Here is a 13,801-nt window from a genome sequence, read left to right as displayed (position 1 = left end):
TCCGCTCTCGCTCCCAACATTCAAGATTTGCCGTGTCTAACGACTCACTGAGCAGTTCTGGGGATAGCATCAACAACTCAAACCACGAACTGCTCACTTCTCAAACTGGCTTAACTAGACAGTGCCTTTCCACACAAAAAGTGCGATACGTGACATTATTCCCCGGTCAGTCGGCGTATTCGGGCCGTTCGGTGTACGGGATCGGATCGCGGACGCCGAGCCGCTGGAAGGCCTGCAGCCGGAACGCACACGCATCACAGGTGCCGCAGGCCGGTTCCTCGTCGCGGTAACAGCTCCAGGTGTGTTCGAACGGCACCCCGAGGTCGACGCCGCGGTCGGCGATGTCGGTCTTGCTCGACTCGACGAACGGTACCTCGATTGCGATCTCGGTGTCGGGTTTCGTCCCCACGTCGACCATCGTTTCGAACGCCTCGAAAAATTCGGGTCGGCAGTCGGGGTACCCCGAGAAGTCCTCGCTGTGGGCGCCGACGAAGACGGCTTCGCAGTCGTTGGCCTCGGCATACGAGACCGCCATCGACAGCAGGTTGGCGTTGCGGAACGGGACGTAGGTGTCGGGGATCTCCTCGCTGTCGAGATCGGCGTCGTCGACCGCGATTTCGTCGTCGGTGAGCGCCGACCCCCCGATCTGCTGGAGGTGATCGGTTTCGATGTGGAGGAACTCCGCCGCACCGACGATCTCGGCCAACCGCCGGGCGCAGTCGTACTCCTTCGTCTCGGTGCGCTGGCCGTAGGAGGTGTGGAGGAGATACAGATCGTACCCGCGCTCGCGGGCCTCGTAGACGGTCGTCGCGCTGTCCATCCCGCCGGAGACGAGGACGACGGCGCGTTTGGGTGGCTGGTCGCCGCTCGGTGCGTCGGCGGTGTCGGTGGTCGACGGGTTCTGTGTGGATTGTGGCATCGTTAGGTTTCGGGGGCGTCGTTCCAGAGGTCGACGTGGAGCCGCGGGGTGTACCGATACCCCGATTCGATGGCTACCTCGGCGACCGCTTGGCGCGTTTCGGCCAGCTGCTCGCGGGTCTGTCCCTCCGGCATCAACAGCACGTCGGTGTCGGCGATCTCGGTCCCAGTTTCGGCCCGCAAATCGGCAATCAGCGACTCGATTTCGGGCAGGTCCTCACGGCCCGTGAGGACGAACTTGAGTTGGAAACCGAACCGCTCGACGAGGGCGGTCAGCGCGTCGTAGTCGATCCGGTCGGCTTCGTGGCGCTGCTGCCAGTCGTCGACGCCTGCCTGCTCGCCGTCGTTCTCGCCGCCTGCCGGTGGTCGCTCGGGGGTTGGCGTCGACGACGCCAGTTTCGGGCTAACAGAGGCGAGGTCGATCGGCGTCTCAGGCGGCGGGGCGATCGTCCCGTTGGTTTCGACGGTGATGTGGTAGCCGCGGTCGCTGAGGCGATCGATCAGCGTCACCGCCTCGTCGTGGATCAGCGGCTCGCCACCAGTGAGGACGACGTGGTCGGCGTCGAACTCCGAGACGCGGTCGACGATCTCGTCGAGGCCCATCCACGCGTGGGTCGGCTCCCACGAGGTGTGGTAGGAGTCACAGAACCAACACCGGAGGTTACAGCCGCTCGTGCGGATGAACACGCTCGAGACGCCCGCGAGGACGCCCTCGCCCTGCAGGGACGCGAACAGTTCGTTGATCGGCAGCGCCGGCCCGTCGACCTCGCTGGCGGGGTCGCGGTCGTCGATGCGTGGCTCAGAGGTGACTGGCATCTTACTGGCAACTGCTGAGTTCGGCCGTTTCGCTGACGTCGACGGCCACCTCGGTGACCGTCTCGGGGAGTTCGGCTAGGAGTCGCTCTTCGAGAAGCACGGCCATCACCTCCGCGGTGGGCGCTGCATCGAGGACGACCACCGCATCGCCGTCGCCGGCGTCCTCGAAGGCCTCGATCAGGGGGTCGCCCTCCTCCAGCAGGAAGCGGTGATCCCAGCGGTCGATAATATCGGTCACGTCACCCTTGTCGGCGACCCAGCCTTCCGCGGTGAGTTCGCCGGTGACCGCCACCGAGATCTCGTAGTTGTGGCCGTGTGGGCGGCTACACTTGCCGTCGTGGTGGAGAATACGGTGGCCGGAGCTGATCCGGATCGGCCGGTCGCGACCGACGTGGATCGTCCGCTCGCCAGCCCGGTCGACGAGCGAATGCTCCCGAGAGAGTCGTTGAGACATATCACGAGATTACCGAGTCGGATATATAAATCTGCACTGTTGGCTCGATGCCGGTGTCGACGATGTTCGTGGCGAGCGGACGGCGGCTGACTGATCGATGCCCCGCTCCGTACTCGTCTATCGTGGAACTAGTCGTCGACACTTCCGGTGAGGGTGTTCGCATCGACCCGAAGTCGGACGTCGATAGCTGAGATGCCGGCCGGCGAGACGACAAGCGGATTCACGTCGAGTTCGATGATCGCCGGGAAGTCGGTCACGAGTTGGGAGATCCGTTGGATCGTCTCGACCAGCGCGTCGACGTCGGCGGGCCGCCGGCCGCGTGCGCCGCGGAGCATCGGCGCGGCCCGGATCTCGCTGGTCATCCGCCGGGCCTCCCGCTCGGTGACCGGGGCGACCCGAAAGGCGGTGTCGTCGAATACTTCGACGAAGATCCCACCGAACCCGAACATGAGCAGGGGGCCGAACTGTGGGTCCCGACTCGCGCCGACGATCGTCTCGGTGCGCTCGGCGGGGTCGACCAGTTCCTCGACGCGCACGCCGAGGACCTGCGCCTCGGGGTCGTGTTCTCGGGCGCGCTCGACGAGCCTCCGGTAGGTGTCGGCCGCGTCCGTTTCCTGAACCCCGATCTCGACGCCGCCGATGTCGGATTTGTGGATGATATCGGGGCTGACGAGTTTCATCACTACGGGCCCCTCGATCCCCGCGGCGACTTCCATGGCGGCGGCCGGGTTCGTGACGATCTCGCCGGTGGCGGTGGGGATCCCGTAGGCGTCCAAAAGACCGATGGCTTCGGTGCCGAGGAAGTCGATGTCGCGCTCGACTGTCTCCCAGAGGATCTCGCGGGCGGCCTCGCGGTCGACGTCGAACGTCGTCGGCTCGCCGTACTCCCGGCGGCGGATCGCGCCGTAGTCGGCGAGTGCCTGGAGGCTGGAGACGGCCCGGTCTGGGTCGAAGTAGTTCGGAATCCCGTACTCCCGGAGAGCCTCGGCGGCCCGATCCGCCGGCTCGCCGCCCATCAGACAGGCGACCACCGGTTTGTCGTACTGTTGCTGTCGGTCGCCGATGACCGCCGCCAAGTCCGCGAACTCGTAGAGGGCGGTGGGCACCGACAGCACGACCGCGCCGTCGACCGTCTCGGCGTCCAGGACCGTGTCGAGTGCCGATTCGAAGCGGTCGAGATCGGCGTCGCCGATGATGTCCAGGGGGTTCGTCACGTCGGCCGCCGCCGGGAGGTGGGATTCGAGTTCGCCGCTGACAGGCGACGAGAATTCGGCCAGATCGAGTCGAGCGTCGTCGACGGCGTCGGCGGCGAGCACCCCCGGTCCGCCGCCGTTGGTGACGATAGCGATCCGGTCGTCAGCGAGTGGTGGGAGTCCGGCGAGTGCCTGGCCGAAGTCGAAGACGTCCTGGATGGTCCGGGCTCGGAGCACGCCGGCCTGCTCGAAGCCGGCCTCGTAGGCGTCCTCGCTGCCGGCCAGCGAGCCGGTGTGTGAGGCGACGGCCGCCGCCCCCGCCGTGGTTCGGCCGGATTTGACGACGACGACCGGGGTTTCGGTGGTCACCTCGCGGGCGGTCTCGATGAACGCCCGGCCGTCGTCGACGTCTTCGACGTAGCAGAGAACCACGTCGGTCGCGGGGTCGTCGTCCCACGCCGTCAGGAACGCGGTCTCGTCGAGGACCGCCTCGTTACCCAGCGAGACGATGTGGGAAAAGCCGATGCCGTGCTGGACCGCCCAGCCGATCACCGCCGCGATGAACGCCCCCGACTGGCTCACCAGGGAGAGCCCGCCTTCGGGTGGGGTACCCTCCAGGAACGTCGCGTCGAGGCCGGTCGCGGTGCTCATGATCCCGACGGAGTTCGGGCCGATCAGCGAGAGATCGTACTCCTCGGCGACGGCGATCAACTCGCGTTCGCGTTGGCGGCCCTCGGCGTCGGCCTCGCTGAACCCCGCCGAGATGACGACAACGTGGTCGACGCCGACGGCGCCGAGTTGGCGCACGGTCTCGACGACGACCGCGGCGGGGATGGCGACGATTGCGAGGTCGACCGTCGCGGGGTTCGGGACGGATTCGATGTCGGGGTAACAGTACATCCCCAGAGCCTCCTCGCGGTTGGGGTTGATCGGGAGGAGGTCACCGTCGAACGTCGAGAGGTTCTCCAGCAGGGCGCGGCCGACCGATCCCTCCCGGTCGGTCGATCCGACGACGGCGATTCGATCCGGGCTGAGGAGGCCGTCGAGGTCAGGCATGGGTGGGGCCTCCTGTGGATGTTTGTTGGCAAGTGAGGGGGTGGGGGATTGGGGGGTGGGGGATTGGCTGGTGTCTTGGGGGACGCAACGCTAGGGGGACCATACGCGCCGGTTCGGTCGATCCGTGATTAAGATCAGTGGCCGTGTTTCGGTAACACTGGTTTGCCTGTTGGTAGTGTTCGAGTTGCAGTAGTAACCTCGAAGGCCCAGAAAGCCCCGAGTGGCTCCGGTCGCGGGAGCCGAGACGCCGGGGGCTTTCTAACTGTTCACAACCGGTTCACTAACTCGGTTTTATTTACCAACCCCGTCCTATCTCACCGGTCAGCAGTACCCTTTTGCACACTTCTCACCAGTACCTACGCATGAGTAGCGATCCAGGATCCGACCCGGACAACACCGTTCGGGTGGTCGTGGTCGACGGCGACGACGAGACCGAACTCGTCGTCGAGCGCGGTCGCGTGCTGCGGGACGTGCTCCTGGAGGCCGGGGTGTCGCCGTACAGTCGACTGACCAAGCGGGCCAACTGCGGCGGTCGTGGGCTCTGTGCGACCTGTGGGGTTCGGATCGCGGATGGGGTTGAACCGGATCACTGGCACGACAAACTGGCCGAGCGCTTCGGCTATCCGCGGCTGTCGTGTCAGATCGAGGTGGAGCAGGATTTGCGGGTGGCGTTGGTCGAAAAGGTGGTGTGGGGGCGCCGGGAGTGAGGAATTCCTCGTCGTCCGCCCTTCCCGAATTGAACTCACTCACTTCCCTGCGGTCGTTCGCTGCTCAATTCGGGTCGAGAAGTCCTTCACATTCAACACCGTTCGTTGTCACTCGCGGGTGTTGAAGTTCAGTCCGCCCTCCCCGAATTGAACGGGGGACAAGTCGATCTACAGTCGACTGCTCTACCAGGCTGAGCTAAGGGCGGGCTACTTCACCATAGTCGCCCAGCCCTGTTTAAGAATTCTCATTTCCGCGTCGATCGCCACGCCCTCCCACAGTCTGAGCCGTCGACCTTTAGCCCCCACCGGTCCCACAGCCGCCATGGGCGAGGAGCGTGAGCCACGACAGGCGACCTTCGGCAGCGACGGCGAACTCGATACTGACCGCGACCCTGAGGCCGACACGGACAACGACTTCGGCAAGCCCAAGGAAGCCAACGAGACCGACGGCGGCTACAACCGCTATGCCATCTCTAGTCTGCTCCAGAAGGCCGTCCGCCGCTCTGACGAGGAAGTCGCCGCCTGGGCCGCCTGGGAACTCGCCCGCTCGGGCTACGCGTGGAACCTCTGGGACCGACTCAACCTCTATGTCGTCGAGGATCTCCGGGCGGGCCACGAGGTCGCACTCACTATCGAACGCTACGAGGAACTCGCCACAGAGCGCTGGGATGAAGCCTCTTGGAAGGGTCGACTCTGTGCGATCCACGCCGCCCTCGCCGCGGCCCGCGCGCCCTCCACGCGCGAAGCCGCCAATGCCGACGAGTACTTCCGCAAAGTCGCCGACGTGCGCGCCGAAGCGAGGGAGAACGACGAGGAGCCTGCGGTCGACTTCCCGGCGGGCGATCTCGAACCCGGAGAGAAATGCGACGCGATCTTCGACGGCCACACCGGCGAAGGCTCCCGCCTCGGCCGCGGCAAACGCTTCTTCAAGACTCGCGGCGCGCGTGTCGGCCCGGAGGGCGAGGACGACCAGAGCGCCCGATGGCAACGCCTGAGCATGGTGCTCGACGAGATCGACTTCAGCGAAGCGGAGATCAGCCACGCGATTGAGGCAGTCGACGTCGACGCGCCGTGGGACGAACCCGACGAGATCGACTAACCAACCACGACGAACAGTAGCAGTACGGAATCGCGCAGTAGCAGTGCAGAACCAAGTAGCAGCAGTGTGGAACCGAGCAATACCAGCGCAACGAGGCCTGCAAGTACGAACCACTCACGCGGGGCCGGTTCGTCGGGATCGCCTATCGGTTTCGGATGCAGCTGATACATACCAGCCCAAGCGATATATATTATAGTGAGAATGGCATATATATAGCTAGCTGAGTCCCCGGTACGAATCCATTTAGCTGTGATTCCGGCAAAGATGATGCCGGAAAACAGAAACGCAGCGGCAAAAAATGACCGGCGTTTCATGTATCGAACCATCCACACAGATTACAATAAAATTTCATATTCATAAACTGAACACCTCACCGCCGCCCGCCAGACCACAACCGGCTAATGGGTCGACTCCCCACACACTGTATGTTATTCACACCGGGGCCGACCGCGGTCCCACCCGAGGTCCGGGAGGCGATGGCCGAACCGCAGCCGAACTCCGCCGTGCAATCCGGGTTCGCCGACCGCTATCACCGACTCTGTGGGAACCTCCAGACGGTCTACGACACCGACCACGACGTGATCGTCCCCGGCGGCGAGGGCATCCTCGGCCTCGAAGCTGCCATCGCCTCGCTGGTCGCGCCGGGCGACCGCGTGCTCTGTATCTCGAACGGCCTGTATGGCGACGGGTTCGCCAACTTCGTCGACGACTACGACGGCGAGCCCGAACTCGTCGCTGCCCCCTACGACGAGGGGTACGATCTCGACGCCATCGAGGCTGCACTCGCCGAGGCTGAGGAGTCGGACGATCCGTTCACGGCTGCCACGCTGGTCCACTGCGAAACCCCGACAGGGACACTCAACGATCTCGGACCCGTGTTGGATCTGTTAGACGCGTACGATGTTTTGAGCGTCGTCGACGCCGTCTCCTCGCTGGGCGGCACGCCGGTCCCGACCGACCGGATCGACATCTGTCTCGGCGCCTCCCAGAAGGTCTTCAGTGCGCCGCCGGGGCTGACGACGGTCGCGGTCAGCGACCGCGCGTGGGATGGGATGGAAGCCCGCGAGCCATCCTCCTTGTATACGAATCTTCTCCCGTGGCGCGACGTCTCGGAGGGGTTCCCGTACACCCATCTCGACGCGAACGTTGCGGCGCTCGATGTGGCCGTCGAGCGGCTGGTCGACGAAGGCCGTGAAGCCGTTTATAAACGACACCAGCGGGCTGCCGAGCGGTGCCGCGAGCGCGGCGCGGAACTCGGACTCGATCTGTATCCCGACGAAGCCCGGAGTTCGCCAACAGTCACGGCCTTCCACATCCCCGCTGAGGCCAAGCGAATTCAACAGCGCGTCGAGGAAGACCACGACATCGTCCTCGCAACGAGCCTCGGCGATTTGGCCGACGATATCCTCCGTGTCGGCCACATGGGCTACAATGCGGACGTGGAGAAGGTCGACCGTGTAATGGACGCGGTCGAAGCGGTCGTCGAGTAGATCGGGTGTACGCAGTATACGACCTGACAATCCACGCTTGGTACTTCATCGTTTAAACCGTCGATTATTCTAACATAGTTGGCTGAAAAGAGGTTTTCTTAGACGAATACGATTCTATCTTTGTATTTGGTGCCTAGAAATTAATCTATATTGCGAATTGAGTTTATGTATGCTCGTCCACATCGCCTGTATGTAGGTTGTCATCAATGCCTGAGATAGCATTCGAAGTCGACGTCGAGAGCCCACCAGACGAACAGCCCGATGCCAAGCCGTTCAACCGATGGCATCCGGATATTCCGGCGGTCGCCGAGGCCGACCCCGGCGAGACGATGCGGTTGGAGGCCCTCGACTGGACAGGCGGCCAGATCAGCGACGACGACAACGCCAACGACGTTCGGGACGTCGACCTCAGCCAAGTCCACTATCTGGCCGGACCGGTCCACGTCAACGGCGCGGAGCCGGGCGATTTGCTCAAAGTCGAGTTCCTGGATATGGGGCCGCTCAACGACCGCTCGGAGTTCGGTTTCACCGGCACGTTCTCCCAGCAGAACGGCGGCGGCTTCCTCACCGACCACTTCCCACACGCCGCCAAATCCATCTGGGATCTCGAAGGCTACACCGTCTCCTCGCGGCACATCCCCGACGTTCGGTACGAGGGCAAGATCCACCCCGGTCTCGCAGGCTGTGCCCCGAGTCAGGAACTCTTAGACGAGTGGAACAGCCGCGAGCAGGAACTGATCGACAAGTTCGAGGAGGATCCCGAATCGATCCCGAACCATCCCACCGGTGAACACGAGCCGGGCGTCGCAAACCCACCAACCACGGAGGGCGCGATGATGGGTGAGATGGACCCTGACGAGGCCGAAGACGCCGCTGAGGAGGCTGCCCGAACCGTCCCACCGCGCGAACACGGCGGTAATCACGACATCAAGGACCTCTCGATCGGCTCGACGGTCTACTTCCCGGTGTACGTCGAAGGCGCGAAGTTCGGCCTCGGCGACTTCCACGCCTCGCAGGGCGACGGCGAGATCACCTTCTGTGGGGCCATCGAGATGGCCGCCTACGCCGACGTCAAGTTCGATCTCGTCAAAAACGGGATGGAGAAACACGGCGTCGACCATCCGATCTTCGAACCGGGCCACCGCGGGCCGACTTTCGAGGACTACGTCACCTTCTGTGGTTACTCCGTCACCGAGGACGGCGAACAGAAATACATCGATTCCCACACCGCCTACCGCCGGGCCTCCCTCCAGGCGATCGACTACCTCAAACAGTTCGGCTACACCGGCGAGCAGGCCTACCACATCCTCGGCACGGTGCCGGTCGAGGGGCGACAGAGCGGCGTCGTCGACGTCCCGAACGCCTGTTCGACGCTCGCGCTCCCGAAGGGGGCCTTCGAGTTCGACATCTCCCCCAGCGGCCTCGACGCCAACAGCGAGGACCGCGGCAACGTCGTCGTCACCGACGATCCGCTGTGAGCAGCGACGACGACTCCGACGGGTCGCCGCTCGACGCCGGCATCGCGCTGGCGGACACCGTCCGGTCGACGCTCGGGCCGAACGGGAGGGACAAGATGCTGGTCGACGATCGCGGCCGGGTCGTCGTGACGAACGACGGCGCGAGCATCCTCGACCGGTTGGCGATCACGGACCCCGTCGGGCGAGTGCTCGAAACCGTGGCCGAGCGCCACCAGCAGGCGGTCGGCGACGGCACGACGACGGCGCTGCTGCTCGTCGGTGAACTCCTGTCGACGGCCCAGTCGTTGCAGTCGGATGGCCTCCATCCGACGACGATCATCGACGGCTACTATCAGGCCACAACGTGTGCCCGCCAGCGGCTCTCGGAGCACGCACACAGCATCGACCCCGATGACGACGCCCTCCACTCAGTCGCGACCACGGCCGTCACTGGCCGCTGGGACGACCAGTCGACCGACCGCTTTGCCTCGCTGGCAGTCTCGGCCCTCGAAGCCGTCGACTTCGAATCGGACCGACTCACGATCCGTGCTTATCCCGGCGGCGAACTTCGGGATTCCCGCGTCGTCGACGGCCTCCTCGTCGACCTCGATAGCTCGTCGACGAGCATCGATCTCCTCGATGCCACCGGGTTTCGGACGGTTAGCGAGCCGAAAATCGCCCTGATCGGCTCCGAGTTGACTGTCGAGGTCCCCGATTGCGTCGAGACACTCTCGGTGTCCGATGCCAAGCAGGCGGCCGCCTTCCGGCACCACGACCGGCAGGTTCGGGAGAGGATCGTCGACCGGTTGCGGGAGGTCGGAGCGACGGTCGTCTTCTGCCAGAAATCCATCGATGACAACGTTCGGACCAAACTGGCGGCTGCCGGGATTCTCGCCGTCGAGCGCACCCGACAGGACGAGTTCGACGCCATCACGCGGTCGACCGGCGCAACCGCGGTCCAGTCAGTCGACGAACTGACGCCGCAGGCTGTCGGCCGCGCCGAGTCGGTCCGCCAGCGGTCGTTCGGCGCGACCGAGACCCTGACGATTGCGGGCGCCCCCGACTGCTCGCGGTCGACGCTACTACTACGCGGTGGGACACCCCACGTGGCCGACGAGATGGCCCGCATTCTGCGGACGTCGACGGCTGTCGTCGAGCAGGCGGCCCACGACGGCGTGGTGGTTCCGGGTGGCGGCGCGACTGCGATGGCCGTCGTACGGGAGCTCTCGGCGTTTGCCGAAGGGGTGTCGGGCCGCGAGCAGCTCGCCGTTCGCGGGTTCGCCGAGGCTGTCGAAGGCATCCCACGCGTGTTGGCGACGAACGCCGGCGCAAACCCGGTCGACACGCTGGCGGCGCTTCGAACGAGTCACGACGCGGGAGCCACGACCGTGGGAATCGACCGCTCGGGGTCGACGCGGGAGATGATCGAGGCGGGCGTCGTCGAGCCGCGAGCGGTTTTCGAACGCGCACTGGTGACCGCGCTCGAAGCCACCGTAACGCTGTTGCGGATCGGTTCTGTGAGTGTATCCGAACAGTCGCAGAAAGACACGCACCATGCTAGCCACAGTGGACACGCTCATGAGGGCCACGCGGGACACGATCACGGTAGTCACGCTGGCGGCTATCCGTGGGCACTCAGCCACTGACGATCCGGCTACTCGCTGACGGTCGTCTCCCGAATCCGCACACCTTTGCCCGCCAAGTGCCGCATCTGTTTTTGAGCGAAGTCCTCCTCGCGGGTCCCACGCGTCGCCAGCACGTACATGACCGCACTCCCGACGGGCCGCATCGTCCGCCCGGCCCGCTGGGTACCCTGTCGACGCGATCCACCTAATCCCGAGGCGACGATCGCCAACTCCGCGTTGGGGAGATCGATCCCCTCGTCGGCGATCCGCGAGACGACCATCGTCCGCAACTCGCCGTTGCGGAACGCTTCGAACTGCCGCTGGCGCTCGTGGTGTCGCGTCTCGCCGCTGATAAACGGTACGTCGAGCGCCTCGGCGATCTCGGTCCCTTGGTCGAGGTAGTCGACGAAGATCAGCGCTTTCGAATCTGGATGCGTCTCGCAGAGATACCGGATCTCGGCGATCTTCGCGGGATTCATCGCGGCCAACTGGTAGCGCTCCCGACCATCCGCGCTCGTGTACTCGTTTCTGGCCATCTCGTCGCGCCACGGCACGTACCGGATTTCGACCTCGGGTTCGGCGACGAACCCGGCGTCGAACAGCGCGGCCCAATCTGTGCCGATCGGCGGGCCGATCAGGGTGAATATCTCGGACTCCTTGTCGTCAGAACGGACTGGCGATGCGCTGAGCCCGAGGCGGTGGGACGTCTGGAGATCGGCACTCCGGCGAAATACCTCGCTGGGAATATGGTGAACCTCGTCGTAGACGATCAGCCCCCACTTCCGCGAATCGAACAGCTGGCGATGGCGGTCCATCCCGGCGGTCTGGTAGGTCGCGATCGTGACTGGTCGAATATTCTTCTGGCCGCCGTGGTACTCGCCGATCTGCTCGTCGACCAGCGTCGACTCACTCGTCAACGCCTCGCGCCACTGCGCCGCAAGCTCTCGACTCGGCACGAGGATCAGCGTCTCACCGCCCACTGCGGCAATGGTGGCGATGGCGGCGATCGTTTTGCCGCTACCCGGCGGGCCCACATACACCCCTGCCTGCTGGTCGAGGAAGGTGTCGACCCACGACTGCTGATATTCACGAAGCGTCGCGGTGAGGTCGACCTCGATGGGGTCGCCGGTGTCGAGGTCGCGCTCGTCGACGACCGGATACCCTGCCTCGTAGAGCGTGCGCTTGACACTGGCCACCTCGTCGCTGTTGACCCAGCTTTCGGTATCCGACATCGGGGCCCGAAGCTGGTCGTCGTCGAGCTTCTGCCGGGCGACGTTGCCCATCAGCTCCTCGGTCGCGGCTTCCAGCACCGTGTAGCCGTCCTCGTGGGTCCGGAGGGTGAACTGGTGGGCGCGATTCCACTGTGATTCGACCCACTCTTCGAGATGCGGCGACCGCCGCGGCAGCACCGACCGCATCGATCCCAGCAGGTCGTCGAGATCATCAAAGGGGGCGGCCCAGATGTCCTCTTGGCGAATCCGGTAGAGATACCCCCGCGTGCCGGGATCGGTGCCCGTCGAGTCGACCAGATGGGCGAACTGCGAGAGCTGGGCGCGGGTGTACTGGGTCGGCTGGTCGACGACGACCTCCCGCCGGGTCGGAAAGACGATCACGCGCTCGCGGCCGGCGAGATCACGGATGTCGGTGGGGTACCATGCGACCGACTCGCCTTCGAGGCGGACGGTTTCGAGGTCACCGGCCTCGGCGAGCGCCTCAAGGTCACGTTGGGCAGCAGATTCGGAACGGTCGAGCCGCCGGGCGACCTGCCCGGCGGTCAACACCGGTCGTTCTTCGGCGTCGACGGCAGCATAAAAGTCGTCGAGCGAGAGGGGGTCCCCGTCGGTGTCGTCGGTCATTGTCGACCGAATGGGGCCGACCGACAAACCGGTTGTGAACGCCGGTCAGGACCGGCAGTGTCGGCGGCAGAGTTCCGCCTTCGAGCGGAACCGGCCGCCGCAGTCGACACACTCGACCGATCCCTCGCCGGCCTCGGTCGTCACGCGATGGCCACCGATCTCGAAGGCGCGCGTGACGATCCGGGGGCGGATCAGATCCGGAATCTGGTCGTCGTGGTTGTCGCTGAGATCCGCCCGGAGCTTGATGGTATGGACGTCGGTCGCGTGCCACCGATCGGAGTCCATCGCGGTCTCCCAGTCGTCGACTTCGGTCCAGCCGGTGACGACGACCGGCGAGGCCGTCTCGGTGTCGCTGACGACGACGATATACCGAATCCCCGCCTTCGTGAGCGCAAAGCGCCAGCCGTCGGTGGTGTTCCAGCGGATCTGGCCGTCGGTGATCGCCTCGCTGACGATCGGTACCGACACGTAGCGACCCTGCTGGTGCAGTCGCTCGCGGAAGTGGTCGGTTTGCGCATACAACGAGGGGTTCCGAAGCGGCGGATCTTCTGGCGACCGCCTGCGAGCGGGTGTTTCGGCACTCGACCGTGTGAGGCCGGTCGTTTCGGCGTACGCAGCCGGTTCGGGGAGTGACCCCAGTCCCGATGTCTCGCTGACACCCGGACCGTGCTGTCGGGATGCCACTACTACTGCGTTGGGAGACAGGGAATATAAATTTTACAGCCGAAACGACCCCGTTCGTGTCCGTCCACCCCTGTGTGTCTCTATAGTCGACCAGATCCGGGTCGGCCACGACTGCGAGCGCCCGCGGCTCGATTGGCAGCGCCCACGCCGCCCCGGTCGCCCGCTCACCCGCCGCTGACCGGCGGGAACAGCGCCAGCTCGTCGCCCTCGTCGACCGGCGTCGACAGTCCCGGCTCGCCGATCTGCTCGCCGTTTTTCAGCAGGTTCAGATGCGGTTCGAGCTTCCCCGCGTCGGTCAGAACCCGTGGTTCGAGCGCCGGGTAGGCGTCCAACAGGGCGGAAAGCGCGTCGTCGACGGTCGGCGCGTCGGCCTCGACGTCGACGTCGACCTCACGGTCGCCGGCTACTTCCGCGAGATCCGCGAACAGCTTCCAGTGCATACCGCA

Annotated in this window: 13 protein-coding genes, 1 tRNA gene and 1 pseudogene; 5 read left to right on the top strand and 10 right to left on the bottom strand. The window is 65.0% G+C overall.

What is annotated here, in order from left to right:
- The 5 genes and pseudogenes from NKJ34_RS07110 to NKJ34_RS07090 form a co-directional block, all read right to left on the bottom strand.
- Nucleotides 1-70, bottom strand: a pseudogene (locus NKJ34_RS07110) (IS6 family transposase); the annotation flags it as partial.
- A 96-nt stretch (nt 71-166) separates the two neighbouring features.
- Nucleotides 167-919: a 7-cyano-7-deazaguanine synthase QueC gene (queC, locus tag NKJ34_RS07105; RefSeq protein ID WP_256488623.1), complete on the bottom strand. Its 753-nt coding sequence runs from the start codon at nt 917-919 to the stop codon at nt 167-169.
- A gap of 2 nt (nt 920-921) precedes the next feature.
- On the bottom strand, nt 922-1,734 hold the full coding sequence (locus tag NKJ34_RS07100; RefSeq protein ID WP_253737584.1) for a 7-carboxy-7-deazaguanine synthase QueE: 813 nt from the start codon (nt 1,732-1,734) through the stop codon (nt 922-924).
- Nucleotide 1,735: 1 nt separating this feature from the next.
- On the bottom strand, nt 1,736-2,188 hold the full coding sequence (locus NKJ34_RS07095; protein ID WP_253737583.1) for a 6-pyruvoyl trahydropterin synthase family protein: 453 nt from the start codon (nt 2,186-2,188) through the stop codon (nt 1,736-1,738).
- Nucleotides 2,189-2,316: 128 nt separating this feature from the next.
- Nucleotides 2,317-4,437 carry an acetate--CoA ligase family protein gene (locus NKJ34_RS07090; protein WP_253737582.1) on the bottom strand — a complete coding sequence of 707 codons (2,121 nt, stop codon included), beginning with the start codon at nt 4,435-4,437 and terminating at the stop codon, nt 2,317-2,319.
- A 362-nt stretch (nt 4,438-4,799) separates the two neighbouring features.
- On the opposite strand from NKJ34_RS07090, the gene NKJ34_RS07085 reads away from it, so the two are divergent.
- Nucleotides 4,800-5,144, top strand: a complete 345-nt coding sequence (locus NKJ34_RS07085) for a 2Fe-2S iron-sulfur cluster-binding protein (RefSeq protein ID WP_253737581.1) — start codon at nt 4,800-4,802, stop codon at nt 5,142-5,144.
- A 132-nt stretch (nt 5,145-5,276) separates the two neighbouring features.
- Here NKJ34_RS07085 and NKJ34_RS07080 read toward each other — a convergent pair.
- Nucleotides 5,277-5,350, bottom strand: a tRNA-Tyr gene (locus tag NKJ34_RS07080).
- Between the two features lie 116 nt (nt 5,351-5,466).
- Between NKJ34_RS07080 and NKJ34_RS07075 the strand changes: the two genes are divergently transcribed.
- Nucleotides 5,467-6,243 carry a hypothetical protein gene (locus NKJ34_RS07075; RefSeq protein WP_253737580.1) on the top strand — a complete coding sequence of 259 codons (777 nt, stop codon included), beginning with the start codon at nt 5,467-5,469 and terminating at the stop codon, nt 6,241-6,243.
- Here NKJ34_RS07075 and NKJ34_RS07070 read toward each other — a convergent pair.
- Nucleotides 6,240-6,557 (bottom strand): hypothetical protein, encoded by a 318-nt coding sequence (locus NKJ34_RS07070; protein ID WP_253737579.1) that lies wholly within the window; start codon nt 6,555-6,557, stop codon nt 6,240-6,242. The genes NKJ34_RS07075 and NKJ34_RS07070 overlap by 4 nt on opposite strands.
- 111 nt (nt 6,558-6,668) lie before the next feature.
- Here NKJ34_RS07070 and NKJ34_RS07065 point away from each other — a divergent pair, with 111 nt between their 5' ends.
- From NKJ34_RS07065 to thsB, 3 genes are all read left to right on the top strand, one after another.
- Nucleotides 6,669-7,733 carry a pyridoxal-phosphate-dependent aminotransferase family protein gene (locus NKJ34_RS07065; protein WP_253737578.1) on the top strand — a complete coding sequence of 355 codons (1,065 nt, stop codon included), beginning with the start codon at nt 6,669-6,671 and terminating at the stop codon, nt 7,731-7,733.
- 206 nt (nt 7,734-7,939) lie between these two features.
- Entirely contained in the window at nt 7,940-9,211 is a 1,272-nt protein-coding gene (gene fmdA, locus NKJ34_RS07060) for a formamidase (protein ID WP_253737577.1), read from the top strand.
- Nucleotides 9,208-10,836: a thermosome subunit beta gene (thsB, locus tag NKJ34_RS07055; RefSeq protein ID WP_253737576.1), complete on the top strand. Its 1,629-nt coding sequence runs from the start codon at nt 9,208-9,210 to the stop codon at nt 10,834-10,836. Before fmdA ends, thsB begins: the two co-directional genes overlap by 4 nt.
- Nucleotides 10,837-10,844: 8 nt before the next feature.
- On the opposite strand, the gene NKJ34_RS07050 is transcribed toward thsB, so the two are convergent.
- From NKJ34_RS07050 to NKJ34_RS07040, 3 genes are all read right to left on the bottom strand, one after another.
- Nucleotides 10,845-12,671 (bottom strand): DEAD/DEAH box helicase, encoded by a 1,827-nt coding sequence (locus NKJ34_RS07050; protein WP_253737575.1) that lies wholly within the window; start codon nt 12,669-12,671, stop codon nt 10,845-10,847.
- A 45-nt stretch (nt 12,672-12,716) separates the two neighbouring features.
- Entirely contained in the window at nt 12,717-13,355 is a 639-nt protein-coding gene (locus NKJ34_RS07045; RefSeq protein ID WP_253737574.1) for a hypothetical protein, read from the bottom strand.
- Between the two features lie 164 nt (nt 13,356-13,519).
- Nucleotides 13,520-13,795: a ubiquitin-like small modifier protein 1 gene (locus tag NKJ34_RS07040; RefSeq protein WP_253737573.1), complete on the bottom strand. Its 276-nt coding sequence runs from the start codon at nt 13,793-13,795 to the stop codon at nt 13,520-13,522.
- Nucleotides 13,796-13,801 lie beyond the last annotated feature (6 nt).

It is taken from the genome of Halohasta salina (assembly GCF_024178165.1).
Lineage (GTDB): Archaea > Halobacteriota > Halobacteria > Halobacteriales > Haloferacaceae > Halohasta > Halohasta salina.
This window is presented reverse-complemented; position numbering and strand designations above follow the sequence as displayed.